Annotated in this window: 28 protein-coding genes; 21 read left to right on the forward strand and 7 right to left on the reverse strand. The window is 31.9% G+C overall.

Annotation, left to right across the window (positions count from 1 at the left end):
- Positions 1–46: 46 nt before the first annotated feature.
- The 5 genes from map (at position 47) to vraR (ending at position 3,666) form a co-directional block, all read left to right on the forward strand.
- Positions 47–799 (forward strand): type I methionyl aminopeptidase, encoded by a 753-nt coding sequence (gene map, locus ACM6UH_RS05660; RefSeq protein ID WP_011302778.1) that lies wholly within the window; start codon positions 47–49, stop codon positions 797–799.
- Positions 800–902: 103 nt separating this feature from the next.
- A complete protein-coding gene (locus ACM6UH_RS05665; RefSeq protein ID WP_047504955.1) occupies positions 903–1,289 on the forward strand; it encodes a hypothetical protein in 387 nt (128 codons plus the stop codon).
- Between the two features lie 16 nt (positions 1,290–1,305).
- Positions 1,306–2,007: a cell wall-active antibiotics response protein VraT gene (gene vraT, locus ACM6UH_RS05670; protein WP_011302780.1), complete on the forward strand. Its 702-nt coding sequence runs from the start codon at positions 1,306–1,308 to the stop codon at positions 2,005–2,007.
- A complete protein-coding gene (vraS, locus tag ACM6UH_RS05675) occupies positions 2,004–3,047 on the forward strand; it encodes a sensor histidine kinase VraS (protein ID WP_011302781.1) in 1,044 nt (347 codons plus the stop codon). The genes vraT and vraS overlap by 4 nt, the downstream gene beginning before the upstream one ends.
- The gene (gene vraR, locus ACM6UH_RS05680) at positions 3,037–3,666 is read left to right on the forward strand and encodes a response regulator transcription factor VraR (RefSeq protein ID WP_047504957.1); all 630 of its coding nucleotides are present in this window, start codon (positions 3,037–3,039) and stop codon (positions 3,664–3,666) included. The genes vraS and vraR overlap by 11 nt, the downstream gene beginning before the upstream one ends.
- Positions 3,667–3,822: 156 nt before the next feature.
- On the opposite strand, the gene ACM6UH_RS05685 is transcribed toward vraR, so the two are convergent.
- The 3 genes from ACM6UH_RS05685 to ACM6UH_RS05695 all read right to left on the reverse strand — a co-directional run bounded on the left by ACM6UH_RS05685 (position 3,823) and on the right by ACM6UH_RS05695 (position 6,161).
- Entirely contained in the window at positions 3,823–4,995 is a 1,173-nt protein-coding gene (locus ACM6UH_RS05685; RefSeq protein ID WP_047504960.1) for a YihY/virulence factor BrkB family protein, read from the reverse strand.
- A 410-nt stretch (positions 4,996–5,405) separates the two neighbouring features.
- The gene (locus ACM6UH_RS05690) at positions 5,406–5,690 is read right to left on the reverse strand and encodes a hypothetical protein (protein WP_002482848.1); all 285 of its coding nucleotides are present in this window, start codon (positions 5,688–5,690) and stop codon (positions 5,406–5,408) included.
- Positions 5,691–5,696: 6 nt separating this feature from the next.
- The gene (locus ACM6UH_RS05695; protein ID WP_011302783.1) at positions 5,697–6,161 is read right to left on the reverse strand and encodes a low molecular weight protein-tyrosine-phosphatase; all 465 of its coding nucleotides are present in this window, start codon (positions 6,159–6,161) and stop codon (positions 5,697–5,699) included.
- A gap of 134 nt (positions 6,162–6,295) precedes the next feature.
- Here ACM6UH_RS05695 and ACM6UH_RS05700 point away from each other — a divergent pair, with 134 nt between their 5' ends.
- The 3 genes from ACM6UH_RS05700 to ACM6UH_RS05710 all read left to right on the forward strand — a co-directional run bounded on the left by ACM6UH_RS05700 (position 6,296) and on the right by ACM6UH_RS05710 (position 8,486).
- Positions 6,296–6,499 (forward strand): DUF1128 family protein, encoded by a 204-nt coding sequence (locus ACM6UH_RS05700; RefSeq protein WP_002482850.1) that lies wholly within the window; start codon positions 6,296–6,298, stop codon positions 6,497–6,499.
- Positions 6,500–6,512: 13 nt separating this feature from the next.
- On the forward strand, positions 6,513–7,751 hold the full coding sequence (locus ACM6UH_RS05705; RefSeq protein ID WP_011302784.1) for an aminopeptidase: 1,239 nt from the start codon (positions 6,513–6,515) through the stop codon (positions 7,749–7,751).
- A 213-nt stretch (positions 7,752–7,964) separates the two neighbouring features.
- Entirely contained in the window at positions 7,965–8,486 is a 522-nt protein-coding gene (locus tag ACM6UH_RS05710) for an acyl-CoA thioesterase (RefSeq protein ID WP_011302785.1), read from the forward strand.
- 75 nt (positions 8,487–8,561) lie between these two features.
- Here ACM6UH_RS05710 and yfkAB read toward each other — a convergent pair whose 3' ends face one another.
- Entirely contained in the window at positions 8,562–9,701 is a 1,140-nt protein-coding gene (gene yfkAB, locus ACM6UH_RS05715; RefSeq protein WP_002482853.1) for a radical SAM/CxCxxxxC motif protein YfkAB, read from the reverse strand.
- 202 nt (positions 9,702–9,903) lie between these two features.
- Here yfkAB and ACM6UH_RS05720 point away from each other — a divergent pair, with 202 nt between their 5' ends.
- The 7 genes from ACM6UH_RS05720 to ACM6UH_RS05750 all read left to right on the forward strand — a co-directional run bounded on the left by ACM6UH_RS05720 (position 9,904) and on the right by ACM6UH_RS05750 (position 15,477).
- Positions 9,904–10,080, forward strand: coding sequence for an SE1561 family protein (locus tag ACM6UH_RS05720; protein ID WP_002482854.1), 177 nt, complete (start codon positions 9,904–9,906; stop codon positions 10,078–10,080).
- 91 nt (positions 10,081–10,171) lie between these two features.
- On the forward strand, positions 10,172–10,690 hold the full coding sequence (locus tag ACM6UH_RS05725; protein WP_011302786.1) for a type 1 glutamine amidotransferase domain-containing protein: 519 nt from the start codon (positions 10,172–10,174) through the stop codon (positions 10,688–10,690).
- A 261-nt stretch (positions 10,691–10,951) separates the two neighbouring features.
- On the forward strand, positions 10,952–11,764 hold the full coding sequence (gene sgtB / locus ACM6UH_RS05730) for a monofunctional peptidoglycan glycosyltransferase SgtB (protein ID WP_047504965.1): 813 nt from the start codon (positions 10,952–10,954) through the stop codon (positions 11,762–11,764).
- A gap of 212 nt (positions 11,765–11,976) precedes the next feature.
- Positions 11,977–12,795: a recombination regulator RecX gene (gene recX / locus ACM6UH_RS05735; protein ID WP_002482857.1), complete on the forward strand. Its 819-nt coding sequence runs from the start codon at positions 11,977–11,979 to the stop codon at positions 12,793–12,795.
- The gene (locus tag ACM6UH_RS05740; protein WP_011302789.1) at positions 12,773–13,087 is read left to right on the forward strand and encodes a YfhH family protein; all 315 of its coding nucleotides are present in this window, start codon (positions 12,773–12,775) and stop codon (positions 13,085–13,087) included. The genes recX and ACM6UH_RS05740 overlap by 23 nt, the downstream gene beginning before the upstream one ends.
- Before the next feature lie 14 nt (positions 13,088–13,101).
- On the forward strand, positions 13,102–14,634 hold the full coding sequence (locus ACM6UH_RS05745) for an ATP-binding cassette domain-containing protein (protein ID WP_047504967.1): 1,533 nt from the start codon (positions 13,102–13,104) through the stop codon (positions 14,632–14,634).
- Positions 14,635–14,643: 9 nt separating this feature from the next.
- Positions 14,644–15,477, forward strand: coding sequence for a sugar ABC transporter permease (locus tag ACM6UH_RS05750; RefSeq protein WP_047504970.1), 834 nt, complete (start codon positions 14,644–14,646; stop codon positions 15,475–15,477).
- 73 nt (positions 15,478–15,550) lie between these two features.
- Here the strand turns inward: ACM6UH_RS05750 and ACM6UH_RS05755 are convergent, their stop codons facing one another.
- Positions 15,551–16,528 (reverse strand): metal-dependent hydrolase, encoded by a 978-nt coding sequence (locus ACM6UH_RS05755; protein WP_047504973.1) that lies wholly within the window; start codon positions 16,526–16,528, stop codon positions 15,551–15,553.
- Positions 16,529–16,647: 119 nt separating this feature from the next.
- On the opposite strand from ACM6UH_RS05755, the gene mutY reads away from it, so the two are divergent.
- The 3 genes from mutY (at position 16,648) to ACM6UH_RS05770 (ending at position 20,238) form a co-directional block, all read left to right on the forward strand.
- Entirely contained in the window at positions 16,648–17,694 is a 1,047-nt protein-coding gene (gene mutY, locus ACM6UH_RS05760; protein WP_011302793.1) for an A/G-specific adenine glycosylase, read from the forward strand.
- A gap of 70 nt (positions 17,695–17,764) precedes the next feature.
- Positions 17,765–18,307: a nucleoside tri-diphosphate phosphatase gene (gene ntdP, locus ACM6UH_RS05765; protein WP_002482863.1), complete on the forward strand. Its 543-nt coding sequence runs from the start codon at positions 17,765–17,767 to the stop codon at positions 18,305–18,307.
- 194 nt (positions 18,308–18,501) lie between these two features.
- Positions 18,502–20,238: an ABC transporter ATP-binding protein gene (locus ACM6UH_RS05770; protein ID WP_011302794.1), complete on the forward strand. Its 1,737-nt coding sequence runs from the start codon at positions 18,502–18,504 to the stop codon at positions 20,236–20,238.
- Between the two features lie 283 nt (positions 20,239–20,521).
- Here ACM6UH_RS05770 and ACM6UH_RS05775 read toward each other — a convergent pair whose 3' ends face one another.
- Together ACM6UH_RS05775 and ACM6UH_RS05780 are read right to left on the reverse strand one after the other, a co-directional pair.
- Positions 20,522–21,616, reverse strand: coding sequence for an FUSC family protein (locus tag ACM6UH_RS05775; protein WP_011302795.1), 1,095 nt, complete (start codon positions 21,614–21,616; stop codon positions 20,522–20,524).
- Positions 21,617–21,691: 75 nt separating this feature from the next.
- Entirely contained in the window at positions 21,692–22,981 is a 1,290-nt protein-coding gene (locus tag ACM6UH_RS05780) for a glutamate-1-semialdehyde 2,1-aminomutase (protein ID WP_002482866.1), read from the reverse strand.
- Positions 22,982–23,063: 82 nt separating this feature from the next.
- Between ACM6UH_RS05780 and ACM6UH_RS05785 the strand changes: the two genes are divergently transcribed.
- From ACM6UH_RS05785 to perR, 3 genes are all read left to right on the forward strand, one after another.
- Positions 23,064–23,519 (forward strand): peroxiredoxin, encoded by a 456-nt coding sequence (locus ACM6UH_RS05785; RefSeq protein WP_011302796.1) that lies wholly within the window; start codon positions 23,064–23,066, stop codon positions 23,517–23,519.
- 6 nt (positions 23,520–23,525) lie between these two features.
- Positions 23,526–24,476 (forward strand): phosphoglycerate dehydrogenase, encoded by a 951-nt coding sequence (locus ACM6UH_RS05790; RefSeq protein WP_011302797.1) that lies wholly within the window; start codon positions 23,526–23,528, stop codon positions 24,474–24,476.
- A gap of 95 nt (positions 24,477–24,571) precedes the next feature.
- On the forward strand, positions 24,572–25,018 hold the full coding sequence (perR, locus tag ACM6UH_RS05795; RefSeq protein ID WP_002482869.1) for a peroxide-responsive transcriptional repressor PerR: 447 nt from the start codon (positions 24,572–24,574) through the stop codon (positions 25,016–25,018).
- Positions 25,019–25,447 lie beyond the last annotated feature (429 nt).

A 25,447-nucleotide genomic window follows, 5' to 3' on the forward strand; every position in this document is an offset into this window, starting at 1 on the left:
TGCTATAATAAGAAAGAATATAAATTACAAAAAGGAACGGGATAATATGATTGTAAAAACAGAAGAAGAATTAACAGCATTAAAAGATATTGGTTATATTTGCGCGCTAGTAAGAGATGAAATGCAATCAGCAACTAAGCCAGGAATTACAACAAAAGAACTAGACGATATTGCAAAGGACTTATTTGAAAAGCATGGAGCGATATCAGCGCCAATTCATGATGAGAACTTTCCAGGTCAAACATGTATCAGTGTAAACGAAGAAGTAGCTCATGGTATACCTGGTAAACGTAAAATACGTGAAGGTGATTTAGTGAATATAGATGTGTCTGCGCTTAAAAACGGATACTATGCAGACACAGGGATTTCATTTGTTGTTGGTGAACCGGACAATCCATTAAAACAAAAAGTGTGTGATGTGGCATTAGAAGCATTCGAAGCGGCAATGACACGTGTAAAACCTGGTGCTAAATTAAGCCAAATTGGTAAAGCAGTACATGCGACTGCACGAAAAAATAACCTTACAGTAATTAAAAACCTAACAGGTCATGGCGTAGGCCAATCTCTACATGAAGCGCCAAGCCATGTTATGAATTATTATGAACCTAAAGATAAAACACTATTAAAAGAAGGCACAGTAATCGCTGTTGAACCATTTATTTCTACAAAGGCAACTTTTGTAACAGAAGGTAAAAATGAATGGGCATTTGAAACAAACGATAAAAGTTTTGTTGCTCAAATTGAACATACGGTTATTGTGACAAAAGATGGACCATTATTAACTACTAAAATAGATTAATCTTGTTTCGGTCTAAAGTCCTAATATAAGATGGTTCCGGAGCCTATACCAATGGTTCCGGAAATTTTTTATAATGGAATCTAATCAATCATGAGGTGATTCTATGAATTATATTACGACTTATTTAGACAAAATGACTAAAAACACTTTTTATACAAGTTTAGTAGAATATAGACAGTATTTAGATAAAAAAATGAGAAGCATTGAAATGTACATAAAATATTTAATTGAAAGAAAAGCGTATGTTGAAAAATTAATAGACTGCTTAATTTTAACGCTAGAAAATAAATATATTGATATGATAGATGAAGATTACATTTACTGTGCTCAAGAAATAGAGCATTCTGAAATAGAAAAAATTAAAAAAGAATTAAACGAAATGGAAGCAGACTATGCGAGAATTGAATCCGATTTATCTCATCAGGCAGTTGAACGTGCAAACATTGAAACTGAATGTGATTTAATCGAACGTATCAGTTTAGTCGCTTAAAGAAAGGTGGCGAAACATGACTCATAAATATATATCCACAGAGATGCTTATCGTATTTACAGCATTAATGATTATTGCCAATTTTTATTATATTTTCTTTGAAAAAATTGGCTTTTTACTTGTGTTATTATTGGGTTGTATTTTAGTTTATGTGGGTTATATCTATTTTCATAAAGTACGTGGTTTATTAGCTTTTTGGATTGGTGCGTTATTAATAGCATTTACCTTATTATCTAATAAGTATACGATTATCATATTATTTATATTTTTAATAGTACTCATCGTTAGATATATTATTTATAAATTTAAACCTTTAAAAATTACTGCAACAGAAGAAGAAGTAGACTCACCGGAATTTATAAAACAAAAATGGTTTGGCGAGCAACGATCACCTGTATATGTTTATAAATGGGAAGATTTACAAATTCAACATGGCATTGGTGATATTCATATTGATATGTCTAAAGCAGCAAACATTAAAGAAAATAATACAATCGTTATTCGACATATCATTGGAAAAGTTCAAATCGTGGTACCACTTAACTATAATATTATATTACATTTCACAACGTTATACGGGAATGCCTATGTAAACGAAACCTCTTATAAAGTTGAGAATAATAATATTAAGGTAGTAGAAGAAACAAAAGCAGAGAACTATGCTGTAAATATTTATGTCTCATCATTTTTAGGTGATGTTGAGGTGATTTATAAATGAATCACTACTTTAGAGCGATCGGGTCCATGTTGATATTAGTATATAGTACGTTTTTTGCCATATTCTTTATTGATAAAGTGTTTGTTAATATAATGTATTTTCAAGGTATGTTTTATACTCAAATATTTGGCATACCTGTACTGCTTTTTTTAAATCTAATGGTGATTTTACTCTGTATTATTGTAGGTTCTGTCTTAGCATATAAAATCAATCAGCAAAATCATTGGTTAAAAGATCAAATTGAACGTTCAATAGAAGGTCAAACAGTGGGTATCAATGATCAAAATATTGAATTATACAACGAAACAATCGAACTATATCAAACGCTTGTGCCTTTAAATCAAGAAGTACATAAATTAAGAATGAAAACACAGAACCTGACGAATGAATCTTATAATATCAATGATGTTAAAGTTAAGAAAATTATAGAAGACGAACGCCAACGTTTAGCGCGTGAATTACATGATTCAGTTAGTCAACAATTATTCGCAGCAAGTATGATGTTATCAGCAATTAAAGAGACAGAATTGAAGGCCCCATTGGACCAACAAATACCAGTATTAGAAAAAATGATTCAAGATTCCCAATTAGAAATGAGAGCACTACTATTACACTTAAGACCTATTGGTTTGAAAGATAAATCTTTAGGTGAGGGTATTAAAGATTTAGTCGTTGATTTACAGAAAAAAGTACCAATGAAAGTGGTACATGATATTGAAGAATTCAAAGTACCAAAAGGTATCGAGGACCATTTATTCCGTATTACGCAAGAAGCCATTTCTAATACGCTAAGACATTCTAAAGGAACGAAGGTCACAATTGAATTATTTAATAGGGAAGAATATTTGTTATTGCGTATACAAGATAATGGTAAAGGGTTTAATGTAGATGATAAGGTAGAACAAAGTTATGGATTAAAAAATATGCGCGAACGTGCACTAGAAATAGGTGCAACATTTCATATCGTTTCTTTGCCTGATGCAGGTACGAGAATTGAAGTGAAGGCACCATTAAATAAGGAGGATTCAAATGCCGATTAAAGTATTATTTGTTGATGATCATGAAATGGTTCGAATAGGTATTTCTAGTTATTTATCCACACAATCAGATATAGATGTCATAGGGGAAGGTAAGTCAGGAAAAGATGCAATCGAAAAAGCACATGAACTGAAACCGGACCTAATTTTAATGGATTTACTTATGGACGATATGGATGGTGTCGAAGCAACTGAACAAGTTAAAAAAGACTTGCCAAATATTAAAGTTGTCATGCTTACGAGTTATATTGAAGATAACGAAGTCTATCGTGCACTTGATTCCGGTGTAGATAGCTATATATTGAAAACAACAAGTGCTAGTGATATTGCTGAAGCGATTCGTAAGACTTACAATAATGAGTCAGTATTTGAAGCAGAAGTCCTAGTTAAAATGAGAAATAGGATGAAACAACGAGCTGAATTGTATGAAATGCTCACAGAACGTGAAATGGAGATTTTATTACTGATTGCTAAAGGTTACTCTAACCAAGAGATTGCCAGCGCTTCACATATTACGATTAAAACAGTGAAAACGCATGTAAGTAATATCCTAAGTAAATTAGAAGTTCAAGATAGAACTCAAGCCGTCATATATGCATTCCAGCACAATTTAATTCAATAAAGGGAATATAAATCTAGCAAGCTAAAACAAACGCGTATGGTAGACATACACGCTGTTTTAGCTTTTTAATTTTTATGCAACAATAAAAGCTTTTATATTTATTAAAATCCCCCTCAAACAATGACATCTCATTTGTTTGAGGGGGATTAGTTAATATTATCCGTTATTTTTCGATGTATCTACATCATTAACTGCTTTGTTTGATGATGTAATATCAGTATTTTCATTTTCAGAATCTTGATTATCTGCAATAGATGTATTTCTATTATGTTCGATATCGTCCAAGGTTTGTTCTTCAGGTGTTTTACCAGATACCACTTTACGTTGATGGAAGATGGCGTTGATTTCAGCACCAATGATGATGATGAAACCTGTGATGTATAACCATAACATTAAGATGATAATACCGGCAATACTACCATATGTTTTAGAATAATTAGCAAAGTTTGAAATATAAATTCCAAATAAATATGACCCACCTAAGAAGACGATTGTTGCAAATATAGCGCCTGGAATAACAGACAATAATTTAATTTTAACATTAGGAGCTAATGTGTATAACACCATGAATGCTATAAGAACAACAATTACAGGTAATACAAAACGTATTGTATCAAACAGCCATTTTACTTGATCTCCAAGGCCTAGCGGGCCGAATAGCAGATCACCAATTTGTTGCCCAAATGTAGGTAACACGAGTGCAACTGGCATAACGATAATCATGGCAAGCGTGAATAATACACTATAAAGTTTAGCAACTACAAAATTTCGGCTATCTTCAACGTCATAAGCAACATTAAAGGCATTCATTAGCGCAGTCATTCCGTTAGATGCGGACCATAATGCTGCGATTAACCCGATAGATAGTAATCCACCGCTCGCATTCTCCATAATATCACCAATTATACCTGAAACTTGAGGTGCATAATCAGATGGCACATGAGCTTTTATTAAATCTCTTATCGTCGACTGTTTCACACCAACAACTGGTACGATAGAGAGTAAGAATAGTAGCATTGGGAACAATGAAAGCATGAAATAATAAGATAACTGTGCTGACAGTCCTGATGCGTCATCTTTACCAATTCTATATACAAGATATGAGAAAAAATTTGAATCTTTAGTATATTTTGCTGGTTTATTGATACGTGAAACAAAGAATGCTTGGTTATCTTTCTTAGGTGACTTAGATTTAAATTCATCAGGTGTGATGTAAGTGCGGTCGCGTTTGATTTGTTGACCGTTTGTTTCATTAGACTGTTTGTCATTTTCTTCTACACTTTTTGCCTCATTCAAAAAGTTAGAAGTTGTTTTATCTTTTTTAGACATATCTAATCTCCTTATGTATTGATATTTTTCAATATACATTTTAATATACTTTAAAATGTAGTTTAGGTAAATATGTGATGCTATTTTCTTTCGGAAAAATAGATAATTAGATTAATAAAAAATAGCATAATGCATATGTGTATGCGTAAGTATCAAATGAATGTTAAAACCTAAGTAAATAATGAAGTGTTATTAATGTGAAAATACGGTAATGCATCATAATAATTAAAGCTACATAATATTAAGACAATGATATAAATGCATGCAACCGTTTGTAAATTCGTATATAAACACAAAATTGATATTACAAAGCAAAGTTAACATAATGATTGAGCCTGAGATATGTCATACATCCCAGGCTCTTAAATCATTTATTGAAGCTTATATTTGAAATACAAAAATAAGTAGAATTAGCCGTTTAAACGATTATTCTTACGCTCTACAAAAGTATTTTTTGCATCTTTGATTGAACGTTCTAATTCTGGATTGTTACGTCTGATTTCTTCTACAACGTCTTTCCAATATAACACTTCGTCTTTAATGTTATTGATTGCAGAAGGTTTTTGAGAACGCGTACCTTCTTTTCTGTCTTTAATAGATTGTTTTAAAGATTGACGTGTTGATTTATCAGCTAATGTTGCTGCGCCTCCAATTACGGCACCTAATAAAATTCCTGGAATGAGTTTGTTTTGCATGATGTGTTACTCCTCTCTTAAATTTGCATCTTTAATTATAAAATTGATTAAATTATCACAAGATGATTGTACCATTTTATAGACGCCTTCGAAATTATTTGTATAATAAGGATCTGGAACGTCTGTTTCAGTCATATCGCTAAACTCTAATAGTTTAAACAATTGACCTTTAATATTAGGATTAATTTGTTTGATATTATCAACGTTACTTTGATCCATTGCAATAATGTAATCAAAGTCATCGTTTGATTCAAACAGTTCACTAATCATACCATCAAAAGGTATGTCATGTTCAGATAGAATGGCTTGTGTACCTTCATGAGGTGGCTCACCTAAGTTCCATTGCCCTGTGCCTCTAGAGGTAACCTTTATATCATTTATATTTCTATCAAGTAATTTTTGTCGCATGATTGCTTCTGCCATAGGTGAACGACAAATATTTCCTAAACATACGAATGCTACTGTAATCATTTGTGTACCTCCAAATTTATATACTCCTCTTTCCCATTTTAAAGCTTTTTTAATCATTTCAAAAGGGTAATTGCCATAAAAGTTTTACAAGATAGGTAAATTTGATAAAATAAATTGAAAAAGAGGTGAATTTTGTGGCAAAAAGTATAGAACAAATGATAGAAGAAATAAGAGATAGATTAAATCTTGTGAATCAAAGTTTGATTGATCCAGATAATTATAAATCAGCAGATGAACAAGAAATTCGTGAAATTCATGAATATGTAACATCAAAAGCATCATTTACACCGAGTGAAGCATCGGCAATCGCTGATGCACTTGGTCAAATTCGTAAATAGGGGGAGTTACCATATGACAGAATTACAAGATAAACTTCAACAATATGCCGAACTATTAGTTGGTGTGGGCATGAATGTTCAAAAGGATCAACCAGTATTTATTCGCTCTAGCGTCGATGCATTAGAACTAACACATTACATAGTTGAAGCGGCATATAAACGTGGCGCTTCCGACGTTAAAGTAGAATATAGCGATGACAAGTTATCGCGTTTAAAATTTGAATATGAATCTGTTGAATTTTTTGAGAAAGACGCTGTGAAATCATATGAAGTTGAAAAACGTATGGACTATGTGAAACGTGGTGCAGCCAACTTAGCACTCATTACACAAGATCCAGATCTATTGAATGGTATTGATAGTGAAAAGTTATCGACATATCAAAGACAATATTCTACTGCTTATAAAGGTTATATGGAAGCAAGTCAAAAGAATCAATTCCCTTGGTGTGTGGCAGCATTCCCTTCAAAAGCATGGGCACAACGCGTATATCCTGACCTGACTGAAACAGAAGCATATAGTAAATTTATTGATGAAGTATTAGACATCGTGCGTGTAGATGGTAATGATCCAGTTGAAAATTGGAAAAACCATGTAGAAAATTTAAGTATTCACGCGCGTAAATTACAAGATAAAAATTATAAAGCACTGCACTACATTTCAGAAGGTACGGATTTAGTTATTGGACTACCGGAAGGACATATTTGGGAAGATGCTACGAGTTATACGAGTGAAGGCCAAGCTTTTGTTGCTAATATCCCAACTGAAGAAGTATTTACCGCACCACATCGCTTAAATGTAAATGGTCATGTCACAAATAAGTTGCCACTTAGTCATAATGGTAATATCATTGACGGCTTCACATTAACGTTCAAAGATGGTGAGGTTGTTGATTTTAAAGCTGATCAAGGCGAAGATGTATTAAGAGATTTACTAAATACCGATGAAGGTGCAAGAAGATTAGGAGAAGTCGCACTTGTACCTGATGATTCGCCAATTTCAAATCGTAACACTATTTTTTACAATACATTATTTGATGAAAATGCATCTTGTCATATTGCATTAGGTTCAGCTTATGGATTTAATGTTGAAGGTGGCACAGAAATGACTACGGAAGAAAAATTAGCGCATGGGTTGAATGACTCATTAATTCATGTAGACTTTATGATTGGAAGCCCTGATCTAACTATTTATGGAATAACACAAGATGATGAAAAAGAACTTGTATTTGAAAATGGTAATTGGTCGAAATAATGTAATGGAAACATTTTTTATTTTATAAATCAAATAAGTGCTAATAAGCGATTAAAGTAAGCATAGGTGTTAAATCATATTAAATACATTTACAAAAAATGATAAAGTCTGATGTTATTTAAATTGGGAGTGAGGATATGAAATCTATATTATGCTGATTTCGGACTCACTCCTTAGTTTATGTCATTGAGAATTGAAAAGGGAGCTAAAATTATGGGAAATGTAGCAAGCAAATCAATGTCGGAATCTAGAAGTATAAAAGAAAGACAAATATTCCCACAAGATACGAACCATCTTCACACGATGTTTGGTGGTATATTGATGGCCAATGTAGATGAGATTTCTGCTATTACGGCGACGAAGCATAGCAATTCACAAGTGGTAACTGCGTCAACAGATTCAGTCGACTTTTTAAAACCTATTAAAACAGGGGATATCATTTCTTACGAAGCAATGGTTTCGTATGCTGGTAAGTCTTCGATGGAAGTTTGTGTACAAATCATTATTGAAGATGTTGTTAAGAGCGAACGTCATTTAGCGGCACTTAGCTTTTTAACATTTGTTGCTTTAGATGAAAATGGGAAACCACAAGAAGTCCCACAAGTATATCCAGAAACACAAACAGAAAAATGGTTTCATGACACAGCACTTGCTAGGGTAAAACGTAGGAAAGAGCGCAGACAAGAAAGTAAAGAAACGATAGAATTTTTATCCAATGTACAAAATATAGAATAAAATAAAGCGAAAGTTGTACAGTTAATCACTTTAGATTAAATAACAACTTTCGCTTTTTTAGTTATACGTTGCATTTCAACGATGCATGATTTTCTCATTCTTTTTAAAATCCGTATTAGGGTAGTACATGTTTTTAACAAGTACATTGGGTCCAAGACAACTAAATTCGGAACAATGACAATTAAGTGATTGAGCTAAAGGTGTCGCAAGCCAATGGTTAAATACGTCTGGTAATTTATCATGTTTAATGTTAGAAATAGTACCATTTTCATCACCAAAGTCAGTAACTATGACGTTACCTGTAAAAACATTCACATTCAATCTATTGCGTCCATCAGGGTCATTTCTCATCGTTACATTCGGTGTATCTCTCAGTCTTTGCAATAAGGCTTGATCATTTTCATCTTTGATACATGGATAAATAGGTAATGTACCAAATAGCATCCATAAATTTGGATCACGAATATCTAAAATATGATGGATTGCTGTTTTCATCTCTTTAAGAGAAAGCACTTCTAGTTGGCTAGCAAAATCAGCAGGGTACATGGGATGAATTTCATGTCTTTGACATTTCATATCATGGACAATCTCATTATGTATTTTTTCAAGATGGGGTACAGTGCTTTGATTTAACATCGTTTCGGCAGAAATAAACATACCTTGTTGAGATAAGGTACTGGAATTAGATAACATTTGTTCATACAGTCTCAGTTTTGCTTTTAATGGAGGTTGCTTGTCCATGGCACCAAATCCTACATCTGTAAACTCATCAATTGTTCCCCAATTATGTGAAATATGCATGACATCAATATATTCAGCAATATCTAAATAACGATCTAATGGTAAAGTTAAATTAGAATTCATTTGAACATAGATACCACGGCTATGTGCATATTTTAACAAGGGTTTTACAACATTTCTTATGGATTTTTTTGAAAACATAGGTTCGCCACCTGTGATAGACATGGTTTTAAGGTCTGGAATTTCATCTAAACGGCGATAAATTAAATCCATAGGTAACGGGTCTGGGTCTGTGGTTTGCAATGTATAACCGACAGCGCAATGACTACAACGCATATTACATAAATTCGTCGTCGTAAATTCGATATTACTTAACGTCAAACGATCGTGTTCTTGCATATCATTGTATGCTTCCCACGGGTCGTTATGAATTGAAATTGGTTTCTTAACATTTGATGCATACAAATTCAACATAATTAAAACTCCCTTTTTTAACTTTTATCTGCTATGAGTATATACTAAACTTTATTTGTATAGGGAACGGTGTATACAAATTTATGAATAATCGTATGTGTCTCACATCTAATATTTCACCTTAATATTATTAAGACTATACCAAATTTTGTCAAATCCATGTTAGGATTATACTATCTTATAAAAAGGAGTCATTTTTAAAATGAATGAAAATCAAACAATTGATCAAATTAGAGCAAGATTAGAAAAATTTATTGATGATATCGATCACGTAAATCCGGACGAAGTGCGCGTAGAAGATATAGATGAGTGGATTGGTTTGCTCGATCAACTTGAAGAAAAAGTTAAAACTGTTTCAAAATCATCAGAAGATAAATAAGTTAATTGAATGCTATCTTAGGCCGATGTTTAAACTTTCAAGTTTTAGTCTATATATAACGTAGAACATAAATAGAGAAAGGTGATTATTAATGGCTAAAAAAGTAGCAATCATTTTAACAAATGAATTTGAAGATATTGAATTAACTAGTCCTAAAGAAGCGATTGAAGAAGCGGGACATGAAACAGTTGTTATAGGTGATCAAGCGAATAGTGAAGTCGTAGGTAAACATGGCACAAAAGTTGCGGTAGACGTTAGTATTGCTGACGCAAAACCTGAAGACTTTGATGGTTTATTAATTCCTGGTGGCTTTTCTCCTGACCACTTACGTGGCGATGCTGAAGGCAGATATGGCACTTTTGCGAAATACTTTACTAAAAATGATGTACCAGCATTCGCAATTTGTCACGGACCTCAAATTTTAATTGATACAGATGATTTAAATGGACGTACTTTAACTGCAGTATTAAATGTGCGTAAAGACTTAGCAAACGCTGGCGCACAAGTTGTTGATGAATCAGTTGTAGTAGATAAAAATATCGTTACAAGCCGTACACCAGATGATTTAGATGATTTTAATAGAGAAATTGTAAATCAATTAAACGATTAATATGTATAGGTAAGTAATTAAAATAGTTTTTCGTGAGTTAGTTCATAACTGGAAGCGATAGGTAGTATAAAATACCTGTCGTTTTCCAGTTTTTTTGTTGTCTAAGTTGAACATAATAACCAAAAACGCATTGTTGTAAAACTTCATGTGGATACATTCATACACCCTTGGACCGATTTTTGCATTTAGCTATAGATAAACATTTAAACTATTGATACACTCACTTATAATGATATGAGAGCAACATAAAGGAGCTACCGCATGAAAAGAAGTGATCGTTATAAAACGTACAACAAACCAAACGACTCAAATGACTCAAATCAATTACATCATAATACGTATTTTAAACCTGTGAATAAACCGCAGAAAAAGAAAAAAGGTAAAGGTATCATTTTAAAACTACTCATTCCCATCTTAATTATTATTGGAATAATCATCGGCGTCATGTATGCATTATCACTTAGAGCTAATACAGATGAGTTGAAGAATATAACAGAAAAAGAATCTTTTGTTTATGCATCAGATATGCGAGATTATACAAAAGGTGCTTTCATTGCTATGGAAGATGAACGCTTTTATAAACACCATGGTTTTGATGTGAAAGGAACTTCACGTGCATTATTTTCAACATTGAGTGACAAAAGTGTCCAAGGTGGAAGTACCATTACCCAACAAGTAGTTAAAAACTATTACTATGATAATGAACAGTCAATTACTAGAAAAATTAAAGAGTTGTTCGTGGCACATAGAGTAGAGAAAGAATATGATAAAAATGAAATTTTAAGTTTTTATATGAATAACATCTATTATGGGAGTGACCAATACACGATTGAATCTGCTGCTAATCACTATTTTGGGGTAACGACTGATAAAAACAATCCAAATTTACCACAAATATCGGTATTACAAAGTGCTATATTAGCAAGCAAGATAAATGCCCCAAGTGTATATAATATCAATGACATGTCAGATAATTTTACTAACCGTGTTAAAACAGATTTAGAAAAAATGAAGCAGCAAGGATATATTTCAAATAGTCAATACGAGAATGCAATTCAAGAACTAGGTGTTTAATATCAAAATAGCGCTTAATTTTTAATGGTATTTATAAGAGAGATTTAAAAAAATAAAATAACTAAGTGTGAGGGTACGAAATCAAAAAGAGTGATTGATTTTGTATCCTCACACTTTTTAGATTAATAAATCTTTAAGCATTTTAATTAAGCTAGTCACTATGATTCCATTACCAAACAATATGCGTTATCCTTAGAGGTGGAGTGAGGATAATGCCTAAAATTACAAAAATAGAAGTACAAAAGAAAAATAAAGAGCGTTTTAATTTATATTTAGATGAGGAATTTGAAATGGGTATCGATATGGATACTTATGTACATTTCAATTTAAAAAAAGGTCAAATCGTTGATGCTGCTGACATGGAAAAAATCCAAAAGTATGACCAATATAGACAAGCAGTGAATGTAGCAATTCAATTTTTATCATATAGAAAAAGAACAGATCATGAAGTGATACAACATTTACAAAAGAAAGAAATTTCCGAATCTGTTATAGCAAGTGTCATTGACTATTGTCATGAGCAAAGACTAATCGATCATGAAGACTACGCTAATAGTTTAAAAAACACTATGATACTTACTACAGATAAGGGGCCAGGTATTTTCAGACAAAAATTGAGAGATGCTGGTGTTGAACAAACAATTATTGATGTATATGCTGAGCGTTATGAGAACGAACAACCAATGGAAGATATTATTAAAGTTGCAAATAAAATATTAAGACAAAAAAAAGGTCCTACAGTTAAAAGGAAAGAAAAACTATCGCAAGCTTTGATGCAAAAAGGTTATAGCTTTGAAATAATAAAAGTAGTGATGGATGAAATGGACTTCTCACAACCTGAAGCAGAATTAGACGGTTTGTTACAACAAGAACTAGAGAAGGTTTATAATAAATATTCAAGAAAATTTTCAGGTAGAAAATTAATTAATAAAACAATAGAAGGTCTTATGAGAAAAGGCTATAAATATGATAAAATTAAAGCTAAACTGGAAGAGAGTGGTATTGTAGATGGAACAGAAGAAATTGAGTGAAATGAGTGAGGTTGAGTTACGTCACGAAATTCAAGGCTACAAAGAAAAAATGAGGAAAGCAGAGATGAATGGCATATTTAATGAATATGATGTTTATCAAAGTAAGGTCATCATTGCAGAGAGCTATTTGGTAGATAGAACAAAAATAGAAATCGGTAGAATTTATAAGCTAAATGACGGGACTGAGAATTATTTTAAAGTTGAAAGATTAAAAGGTGTTTTTGCTTGGGGCTTTAGAATAAAAAGTGCAGAACCTGAAGAAGGTTTACCAATTGCATTATTAAAATTATAGAAGGATGACGATAGATGGGTAGTTCAATTATATTAAAGTTACTCAATGTAACTCATTATTATAGAAATAAAAAATCTAAAAAATGGTATTTACCATTTGGATATGATGCAGAAGATATTGAATTGAATAATATTAATCTACATATCTATCAGGGGGAAGCACTAGGTATTATTGGTGAAGGCGACTCCTCTAAATCTTTGATAGGGCGTTTATTAAGTGGTGAAATTAAACCAGATAAGGGTAAAGTTGTTAGAAAGAAAGATATATTTTTTGCAGATATCGAAGATAAATTGCTTCAATCTACGACGGTGATAGATTATGTGAAAAATGTAACCACGTTATTTCCTTATAAAACATCTGATCATAAAGTAGAACAGATTATTAAGTTTGCCCATCTTCAAGAAGATACAAATACACCTATTAAAAGTTTGACGGATGAAGCCTATGCGAGATTGCAATTCACATTAGCGAGAACATCAAAATCCAGTATTATTGTAATGAACCAAATACTGAGTTATTTAGATGAAAGTTACTTTGAAAAAGCGATTGAACTAACGAACGAATACATAAATGAAAATTTGACCATAATACTTATCGATGACAATATAGAACGAATTTCACGAACGAGTAATTATATTGCGTGGATTTCACATGGTCAGCTTAGAATGGATGGATCGCTTAACCAAGTATTACCTGCTTTTAGAGAACATGAAAAAGATCGGCTATCACTGACGAGTGAAGAAGAAAAATCTAATTTTGATGTTGATTGGAAAAAAAGCAGAACAAGAATCCCTGAGTTAACCTATAATTTCAAACGTATTGAACGCTATAATCATGCTAAGCCACCAGTAGCACTTGTCCGTTTTTGGACATTGTTTATTGTGTTCTTATTAGGTATGGTCATCATGGCATTATTAATGTTTAATGATTTAGGCAAGCTTGAAATAGGCAAAAATGATGATCAAACGACAATACAAAACCAGCAAAAAAATCCATATGAAGAAAAATTAGCATATGGCATTGTTTTAAAAGATGCGATAAGTTTAGAAAATATGTCGAATGGTAAAAAGATAAAAGCAGATAAATATGCTTTTGTTACGATAACAGGTGAAAACACAAAAAATTATCGTATTGAAATTGATAACAATAACTATAAAGTTGCAAAGAACAAGTTACGCTATTTTGATCCAGCAAGCTTGTTTGAAGAACATAGTGCAAGTGCATTAGCGCCCTATATGCATAAAAATTATAGTAACTATAATGAGTTCTTTAATAGCCATTTGCATAAAAAACATAGCACGGTGACCGATTCGCTCGTACCTGAAAGTGGTAAAGATGACCGTTTTGTTGTACCCATCGTTCAACAACCGATATCGATGTTATTTAATGATCAAAATAAATTAGTTGGTTTTACGATTACTATAAAAGATAAACAAAAACTAAAAGAAAAATTTAATATTGAAACTAATTTTTGGATAACAAAATCGGATGATGGGTATTTTATGGCAGATATGAAAAATAATAAATGGATTTATATCGAATTGTAGGTGTGAAAAATGATTGATAGTATGATTAACTATTTTATAAATACACCACATCTCATTAAACATGCGTACCATCGTTTGAAATCGCAATGGATGTGGTTAGTAATACCCTTTATAGTAAGTATGGTAGTACTCTTAATAATGATGTTGATATTTAAAATGAATGGTACGGAAGAAATTAAACAAGCACGGGGCTTTTTTAGATTAGCAGCGGTGATGAGTTTTGCATATATTTGGATTGCGATATATCAAAGTTTTAACACATTTAAACATGATTACTTTACTGGAAAATTATTTAATATCAATCCAATTTTTCAAAATATTATCATAGCGCTATTGTTTAGTTTGGTGATGTTCATTTCACTTATAATGATTATTTTAGCTACACCCGTAAATATTGAAAGTTCGGTGCTATCTACATTATTCTTTGTTGCTATGTCATTAGTATTCATTGTAGTTATTTCTACAGTATTAGGTTTAATAGCGATTGTGAGTAACAAAATCAATATAATTTATTATATTGTAAGTGCAGTCATGTTTTTCATTGTTCCAATTATTTTCATACCTAATACAAATACGACATTAGTGTCGCATATTTTAATGCTCAATCCCTTATATTATTTAATTGAAGGGATTTCACAGTCGGTTGTATTAGGAACGCTGAGTCTAAATAATATACCACAGCATATATACTTCCTATTATTTTTAGCAATAGTGTGTGTCATTATTTATGCATTATATAGAAGTATTGCGCATAAAAAATATTCATATGTTGATTCATATAAGCAACAAGCAGAGAACGAAACTTCTGAAAATCTAGAAGATAAAGCAGATGAAAATAAATAATGTTAGTTACTTAAAAGATAAAAAACTGGAGGTTCACGTTAATAATAACGCGTACCTCCAGTTTTTAATTACTTTATTTAGCAAATAATTTACGCTGTAATTTATCTTCACTGAAAACCCAACCAATATAAGAATGATCGATAACCATATCTTCATCTAAATGTGCAATTGCAACAAATGAGTAATGACCATTTTTTAGATAACGTAAATCGATTAATCTAATTTCTGTGGTATTATCATTTAATTTGCGTGATTGCCAACGATATATTGACGAGAAATTAAGAAATGTTTTAATATTTTTATCGTCTTTTACATATTGCATTAAATCATCACTTGGGAATGATTGACGTTTCGATTTGTCACTAAATACGATGTTTCTTCCATAGCTACGACCAACATAATCGTGCATTTCCGTTTGTACTGCGACGCGCCATTGCATAAACCTTATTGTTGGTGCAACAAATACTTTTACAGGATTGTGTTCTTGTTTAATTTGTCGCAATGCTTGTTGTTTTATAATCGCTTGCATTCTAAAGCGAATAATATAATATACAACAAGTATGCCAACGATTGGGAAAAATGCGAGATATGGATGTACGCCAACGATCCACAGTAATATACCTATACACCATAATACAAATATGATTGGATCAAATGTATTAATAACACTGAGTTGAATCCATTTATTTGTAATGGGTCTAAGTGCTTGTGTACCATAAGAATTAAATATATCCACAAATACATGAAGAAATACGGCAAGTTGCGCCCATAACCAGACATGGGTCGTATCTACATTTTTAAAGAATGTAAATATTAATAATGTAATGAACAAAGGCCATAAAATTGTAAAAGGGATTGAATGTGTGATGCCTCTATGATTTGATATATAAGTAGCATTATCTTTTAATTTAAAAATGGTGTCACCATCCGGAATTAATGAACCAACTACTAAAGTTGTAGCAGTGGCTGCAAAAGATCCCGCCATGGCAGGGTCTTGGGTCGCTAATGCTGTGAGTCCGATACCCATGACAATATGTGTTCCTGTATCCATAAGTATTCACTCATTTCATGTCTATAATATATTCATTATAATCTAATACGTCCAATATTAAAAATAACACACTATATATCATATAGAAAAATTTTAGAAAATAGAAAGTGATGTGCTTTATGCTTAATGAACCAAAATTCAAAAAAAATCTAGTTGACTGGTTTAATAAAAATCAGAGAGAGATGCCATGGCGAGAAACTTCAAATCCATATTATATTTGGTTAAGTGAAGTTATGCTCCAACAAACACAAGTTAAAACGGTAATAGACTATTATCATAAATTTATTGATCGATTTCCTACTATTGCAGATTTAAGTAATGCACAGGAGGATGAAGTGCTTAAATATTGGGAGGGGCTCGGTTATTATAGTCGTGCTAGAAATTTTCATACTGCCATTCAAGATGTACATCATAACTTTGATGGAGAAGTACCGAATCATCCAGAAACGTTCGGGAAATTGAAAGGTGTAGGGCCATATACTCAAGCTGCTGTAATGAGTATCGCATTTGATTTACCTCTAGCAACGGTAGATGGCAATGTATTTAGAGTTTGGTCGAGGCTAAATAATGATACACGAGATATTAAATTACAATCTACTAGAAAGGCATTTGAAAAAGAGTTACAGTCTTATGTCGAAAGTGACGCTGGTACATTTAATCAAGCTATGATGGAATTAGGCGCATTAGTTTGTACACCGAAAAATACGCTGTGCATGTTTTGTCCCGTACAAGAGCATTGCGAAGCATTTTTAAACGGTACAGTTGAAACATTACCTGTGAAAACCGCTAAAGTTAAAAAGAAACATATTAAGCAACATGTTTACATCATTAAAACGCAAGATAATGAAGTATTAATTGAAAAACGTATGCAAAAATTATTGAATAATATGTGGGAATTTCCGATGTATGAAGCGGAAGCGGAACATCAAATTAATTCAATTTTAAATACAAATATCCAATTTTCAGAACAACCAGCTTATAAATTGAAACATCAATTTACACATTTAACTTGGGACATTGAAGTTTATTTAGCAGATCAGGTAATTAATAACAAAGATGAAATAAGTTTACCTAACAATATGAAGTGGATGAATTTAGATGAAAAAGAAGATTATAATTTTCCAGTGAGCATGACAAAAATATATAAATTTTTATTATCGCATTGATAGACTCGGTGTAGTCTACTTAGTTATGTTATAATTTATAATGTGAAATTAAGAAAAGGTGGTGTGGAGCATGGTAAAAGAATCCATACCTAAAGAAGGTCAGACAATAAAAATACAAAGTTATAAACATGATGGGAATATTCATCGTGTTTGGTCTGAAACTACTATATTAAAAGGTACGGAACATGTTGTAATAGGTGGAAATGATCATACGCTTGTCACAGAGAGTGATAGTCGTACTTGGATTACGCGTGAGCCAGCAATTGTATATTTCCATTCAGAATTTTGGTTTAATGTGATATGTATGTTTAGAGAAGATGGCGTCTATTATTATTGCAATTTATCTTCACCATTTGTGTGTGATGATGAAGCGTTAAAATATATTGACTATGACTTAGATATTAAAGTATATCCAAATGGTAAGTATCATTTATTAGATGAAGATGAATATGAACAACATATGAGACAGATGAATTATTCTTCAGATATTGATGTCATTTTAAGGCGCAATGTAGATATCTTACAACAATGGATTGAACAGAAAAAAGGTCCATTTGCTCCTGATTTTATAAAAGTTTGGCGTGAACGATATAAAAAAATTAGAAATTATTAAGCACATTTAATGTTTTTAATTAAATTATCCTATATAGTGGTATGCGTGTAATTAATAGCAACCAAAATCTTTTATTTGAAAAATGGTATGGCAAATGAACATAAACAATTAAAGATCGTCCGTTTATAGCAGCCTCGTTGAAATTCAGCGCAGGCTGTTTCATTTGCGAGTAAGTGTGGGGAGGAAATAAATTTATGATTCGAAGATATTTACAATTTGTAAAACCATATAAATGGCGAATCATTGCTACAATTCTTGTCGGAATTTTAAAATTCGGTATTCCAATGTTAATTCCATTATTAATAAAGTATGTTATTGACGATATCATAAATAATGGAGCGATTACAGCGGAGGAAAAATTCACTAGATTAGGTATTGCATTGGGCATTGCAGTATTCATCTTTGTAATTGTGAGACCACCAATTGAATTTTTAAGACAATATTTGGCGCAATGGACAAGTAACAAAATTTTATATGATATACGGAAAAGATTATATAATCATTTACAAGCATTAAGCGCACGTTTCTATGCTAATAATCAAGCAGGGCAAGTTATTTCAAGAGTGATTAATGACGTAGAGCAAACAAAAGATTTTATATTAACTGGTCTAATGAATATATGGCTAGATTGTATAACGATAGTTATTGCATTGACGATTATGTTTTATTTAAATGTAAAACTGACGTTAGCAGCATTAGTTATTTTCCCTGTGTATATATTGACTGTATATTTCTTCTTTGGGCGTTTAAGAAATTTAACCAGAAAAAGATCACAGGCGTTGGCTGAAGTTCAAGGATTCTTACATGAACGTGTTCAAGGTATGTCAGTAATTAAAAGCTTTGCAATTGAAGATAATGAAGCACAAAATTTTGATAAACATAACCAAAATTTCTTGCAGAGAGCGTTTAATCATACGCGTTGGAATGCGTATTCATTTTCAGCAATTAATACTGTGACAGATGTTGGCCCATTAATTGTTATTGGTTCGGGCGCTTTCTTAGCTATTAATGGATCTATCACGGTTGGTACTTTAGCTGCGTTTGTAGGATATTTAGAACAATTATTTGGTCCATTACGTAGATTAGTGTCATCATTTACTACATTAACGCAAAGTTTCGCATCCATGGATCGTGTTTTTCAATTGATGGATGAAGGTTATGATATTAAAAATAAAAAAGGCGCACTTCCGCTTGAAATTAAAGAAGGCGATATCGAGATAAACGATGTGAGCTTTAAATATAATTCAGAAGAAGCAACTATATTAAATAATATTAATTTGAAGATTAATAAAGGTGAAACAGTTGCATTCGTTGGCATGAGTGGCGGTGGTAAATCGACATTAATTAATCTTATTCCGAGATTTTATGATGTTTCAGGCGGAGAAATTAAGATAGATGGTACGAACATTAAATCTTATTTAACTGGCAGTTTGAGAAATCAAATTGGATTAGTACAGCAAGATAATATCTTATTCTCAGATACAATTAAGGAAAATATCTTATTGGGTAGACCAAATGCTACGGATGAAGAGGTTATTAAAGCAGCGAAAATGGCTAACGCACATGATTTTATTATGGAACTTTCTGAGGGTTACGATACTGAAGTCGGGGAGAGAGGCGTTAAATTGTCAGGAGGACAAAAACAACGTGTATCCATTGCGCGTATCTTCTTGAATAATCCTCCAATCATTATCCTAGATGAAGCAACAAGTGCATTAGATTTAGAAAGTGAATCTATCATTCAAGATGCATTGACAGTATTGAGTGAAAATAGAACAACATTAATTGTTGCACATAGATTGTCGACGATCACACATGCAGATAAAATAGTGGTAGTTGAAAATGGTGAAATTGTAGAGGTTGGTTCCCATGAAGCTTTATTAGCTAAAAAAGGTGCTTACGAACACTTATATAGTATTCAAAATTTATAAATATTCGTTACTCAAAATAATCAATTAATATGTGAACAATTAAATCTATAAGTTATATTTAATTATGTTAATGATGTTTATAAAAATTAAAAAAAGCGAGGCAAACTAATCAAACTGAATCAGTTTTGATATTTGTCTCGCTTTTTTATACACAAAAATCGTTCGTTTTATCTTTGTTAACTAGATAATAAGGTGTTTTATACACGGCATATCATTGTGGAATGACGCTTGATAAAAAAATCGCATAGTACAGCTTATGTTAGCTGCGCTATGCGATAATTAGTTATAAATCAAAATCTTCGTCTAAAATATCAATTTCATTGTCATTGTTATGGTATGAGAAGAAACTAATACGTAATCTGTCTAAATGTTCTAATGTGTAACGATATTCTTCAATAGCTGAAATGATTTGCATGACATTTGCGTATGAATACATCGTTTGATAAGGATTTCTAATAAGTTCCTTTTGGAAGGCATCCATTAGTTCTTTCTTTTGTGGATTTTCAATTTGATTTTCAAATTGGCCCACGTCATACTTTGCTTTTTTAGAAAGGCTAATAAATATTTGTTCATGATATGCAATCAACGTATCAATTTCTAATTTAATCTGTAATAGCAATTCATGATTCAAATTGTGTAAATCGTTTTGGTAGCGATTCATTTTTTTCAGCACGTCATAGGCATGACGCGTACTTCTAACCACTTCTTTAAAAAGTATTTTTTTCCTGTTTTGGGCATACGTTTGTTTTTTAGTTAAAGGTCGTTCTTCTTCATAATAAACAAATGTTTGTTCTAGTTTTTTAATTCTACCACTAATTACGCCTCTATCTTCTTTAATATGATGGTACTCAGATGTATCATTTAAGACTAATTTGAACCAAACAAAAATATCGGAACAAATATTTAAAGAGTTGTAATAAATTTTTGATTCGAATTTTGGTGGTAAGAATACTAGGTTTACGATTGAAGAACTGATTACACCAATCATAACGAGCGCAAAACGATAAAATGCAGAAACATAAAAATCTCCTGTGTGTTGTCCCATAATAATTAATGCTGTCACACTAGCTAAGGTAGCAACATGTGCTAAATTAAAGCGGAAAAGTACAGCAATTAATAATATTACGGTTACACCCATAATTACAACATTATCTCCAAATACCGTAACCATTGCTACAGCAAGTAATGCACCAAAAACATTACCTATTGCTTGGTCAGAAACAGTTTTAATTGATCGAAATACGCTAGGCTGCATTGCAACAACCGCACTGACCCCAGCAATTGCTTTCAAACCAGCTTCATTAGGTAGTAGAGAAGCGATAAACAAAGCAAGTATAATGGCTATACCTGTCTTGAGAATACGGGCTCCTAATTTCAAAAGTACCGCTCCTTAATATATTAATAATAATTGTGTTTATACTTGTTATACAATTATTAGCAGTAAATTTCAAGTTTATTTCATTTGACTAAAAGCATAATCGACAGCTTTTAACGTAGAATCGATATCTTCTTCTGTATGTTCAGTAGTTAAGAACCAAGCTTCAAATTTAGAAGGTGCTAAGTTTATACCTTGATTTAACATTAGTTTAAAGAATTTAGCGAAAGCTTCTCCATCTGAATTTTCTGCTTGGTCATAATGAACAACCGTTTCATTTGTGAAATATAGCGTAAGTGCCCCGTATACTCTATTGACTGTTGCTGTTATATTGTGTTTGTTAATTAAAGAAAGTAAACCATCTTCTAATCGTTTACCTAGTGCATCTAATTGTTCATAAACACCGTCTTGTTCTAATACTTCCAATAATGCAATACCGCCTTTCATTGAAAGGGGATTACCAGCCATTGTTCCAGCTTGGTATGCCGGACCTAATGGTGCTACTTGTTCCATTATCTCTTGTTTGCCACCATAACCACCAATTGGGAGTCCGCCGCCAATAATTTTACCGAAAGCAGTTAAATCAGGGTAAACTTTATATAAATCTTGAGCGCCACCATAATGGAAACGGAAAGCAGTAATGACTTCATCGTAAATAACAAGACTTCCATTATTGTGTGTAATTTCGTTAACTTGTTCCAAAAAGCCTTGTTTTGGCTCAACCATACCAAAATTACCAACGATAGGTTCAACTAAAACAGCGGCAATTTCATCTCCCCAATAATCGATTGCTTCTTTATAAGCATCTATATCATTGTATGGAACGGTAATGACCTCTTGAGCCACACTCAATGGTACACCTGCTGAATCTGGCGAACCCAATTGTGATGGGCCACTACCAGCTGCAACTAAAACAAGATCAGAGTGTCCATGATATTGACCAGCAAATTTAACTATTTTATTGCGTTTTGTATAAGCACGTGCTACACGAATTGTCGTCATAACGGCTTCAGTACCAGAATTGACGAATCTAATTTTTTCTAAGGAAGGAATAGCATCGCGCAATTTTTTTGCAAATTCTATTTCTAATTCAGTTGGCGTGCCATATAGTATACCTAACGCTGCTTGTTCTTGTATTGCTTCTGTAATATGTGGATGTGCATGACCAGTGATGATAGGGCCATATGCTTGTAAATAATCTATATATTTATTACCATCCACATCGTATAAATAAGCGCCTTTACCTGAACGCATCATTACAGGTGCGCCACCACCTACTGCTTTATAAGAACGCGATGGAGAGTTAACGCCACCCAAAATGTATTCATCAGATAATTTCTGAAGTTTTTCACTTTCAGTAAATTTCATTATTATCAACCTCTTTTAATTTAATATTTTCGCTTATTATCGTATCATAAAATTAATCATAAAAAGAAATAGGGTGAGTTATATGTTGAAAAAAGGAGATCAATTTCCTTTATTTGAATTAGAAAATCAAAATGGTGAGCTAATCACGAATGAGACGATTAAAGGTAAAAAGGCAGTTCTGTATTTTTATCCAAGAGATAATACACCAACATGTACTACAGAAGCGTGCGATTTTAGAGATAATATCGCTTTATTTAATGAACTTAATGCCAGTGTCTATGGCATTAGTGGTGACAGTAAAAAGAAACATCAGAATTTTAGTGACAAATTAGATCTAAATTTTGACTTACTTGTAGATACAGATTATAAATTATCTGAAGCGGTTGGTGTATATCAACTGAAAAAATCATTTGGAAAAGAATCCATGGGTATAGTGAGAACAACCTTTGTAATAGATGAAACTGGTCAAATTATTGATATAATTGAAAAAGTTAAAGTGAAAACGCAAATAGATGAATTAAAACAAATCTTGGGGTGAGCATAAATGAAAGCAGTCAGTCTAATGAAATTGGGCGATTTAGAAAATGAATTGAAAGCACGCTTTCCAAATGTAGACTTTGTGTTTAGCAATGGTCTCTCAGATATAGATGACAAGGACAGAGAAACTTTAGAAATATTATTTGGTTATGATGGTAAATTGGATGAATCGTTTTTAAAACAATGTCCTAATTTAAATTGGATTGCTTGGTATGCCACAGGTGTAAACAACTTGCCTTTAGAATACATAAGCAAGCATAATATTAAACTAACGAACGCTAAAGGTGTACATGCAAAACAGATGTCGGAGTTTATATTTGCGTACATATTAGATGATTATAAAAAGATGAGAACTTCCTACATAAATCAAAAAAATAAATATTATGATTCTTCGTTAACTGGATCAAGATTAAGTGGAGAAAAGATATTGTTTATAGGAACAGGAAGCATAGCTCAACAAACAGCGAGAATTGCAAATGTTATGGGCATGACAGTGATGGGTGTTAATACAACTGGACATACTATTGAAGGGTTTAGTAAGATATATCCAATCAATGAATTGAAAGAAGCGTTGCAGGAAGCGAATATTGTAATAAACACTTTGCCAGAAACCAAAGATACAATTCATCTACTTGAAAGAGAGCATTTTGAATGTATGGACCATAATTGTCTTTTTATCAATGTAGGCAGAGGCACAGTAGTTAAAGAAGAAATTTTAATAGAAGCTTTAAAAGAAAAATTAATTAGACATGCATACTTAGATGTATTTGAAAATGAACCATTGCAACCGAGTAATGAGCTATATCAATTGAATAATGTAACGATTACAGCGCATATTACAGGTAATGGTAATGAAAATAAAAGTGAAGTGACAGGTATATTTGAGAAAAATTTAAAATCCATTCTCAATAACAATGAACTAATTGAGAATGTCGTAAATCCTTTGAATGGCTATTGATGTGTTTATAGCTTTGTTTATTGACATTTCCCCATGTGAACAGTTATATTAATATTAAGTAATAATAATTCTTAAATAGAAAGATGGTGAGGGGAATGAGTGCAGAGTTGGAAACGATAGAGCATCAATTAGAGGATTCGATTACTTCATTGAGAAATAATGGTGTAAGAATCACTCCACAGAGACAGGCAATTCTTAAATTTTTAATTGCTTCACATACTCATCCGACAGCAGATGAAATTTATCAAGCACTTTCACCTGATTTTCCAAATATAAGTGTTGCTACTATATATAATAATTTACGTGTATTTAAAGATATTGGTATCGTTAAAGAACTTCCTTATGGAGATTCTTCGAGTCGTTTTGATTTTAGTACACACAATCACTATCACGTTATATGTGAACAATGTGGTAAAATCGTTGACTTCCATTATCCACAACTAGATGAAGTGGAACAGTTAGCACAACACGTAACAGACTTTAATGTAACGCATCACCGTATGGAAATATATGGGTTATGCAAAGATTGCCAAGATAAATAAACTTGATGATGAGAAATAATTAAGCAAAGCTATTTTTAAAATCAATTTTAATCATGAAGAAGGGACTTACTGAATAGTAAGTCCCTTCTTTCACTTTTAGTTATTATAGAAGTAAGTGATTTAATAAAGTGCATTTTTAAAAAGGTGAATTTAATTTTTCAACATTAACTAATATGAATTTAACTTAATGATAATAAGAAAAGGTAATAAAGTAATCAAAATGTGAAATTGGTTATACAATCTATTTACACAAAATAAAATTTAAATACATTTAAACGATATTTGGTAATATCCGTAGTAAAATTAAACTAAAAAGATCTGTATTTTTTATTGACGGTTATAAATAATCTTGATATTATATAAAAGTCGTCAAAACACGACGCACTGCAATATAAATCGAATCAACAGAAATTATCAAAAGTGTAAATT

The sequence above is a fragment of the Staphylococcus sp. LKG4-2 genome, from assembly GCF_050955665.1.
In the GTDB taxonomy this organism is placed as follows: domain Bacteria; phylum Bacillota; class Bacilli; order Staphylococcales; family Staphylococcaceae; genus Staphylococcus; species Staphylococcus saprophyticus.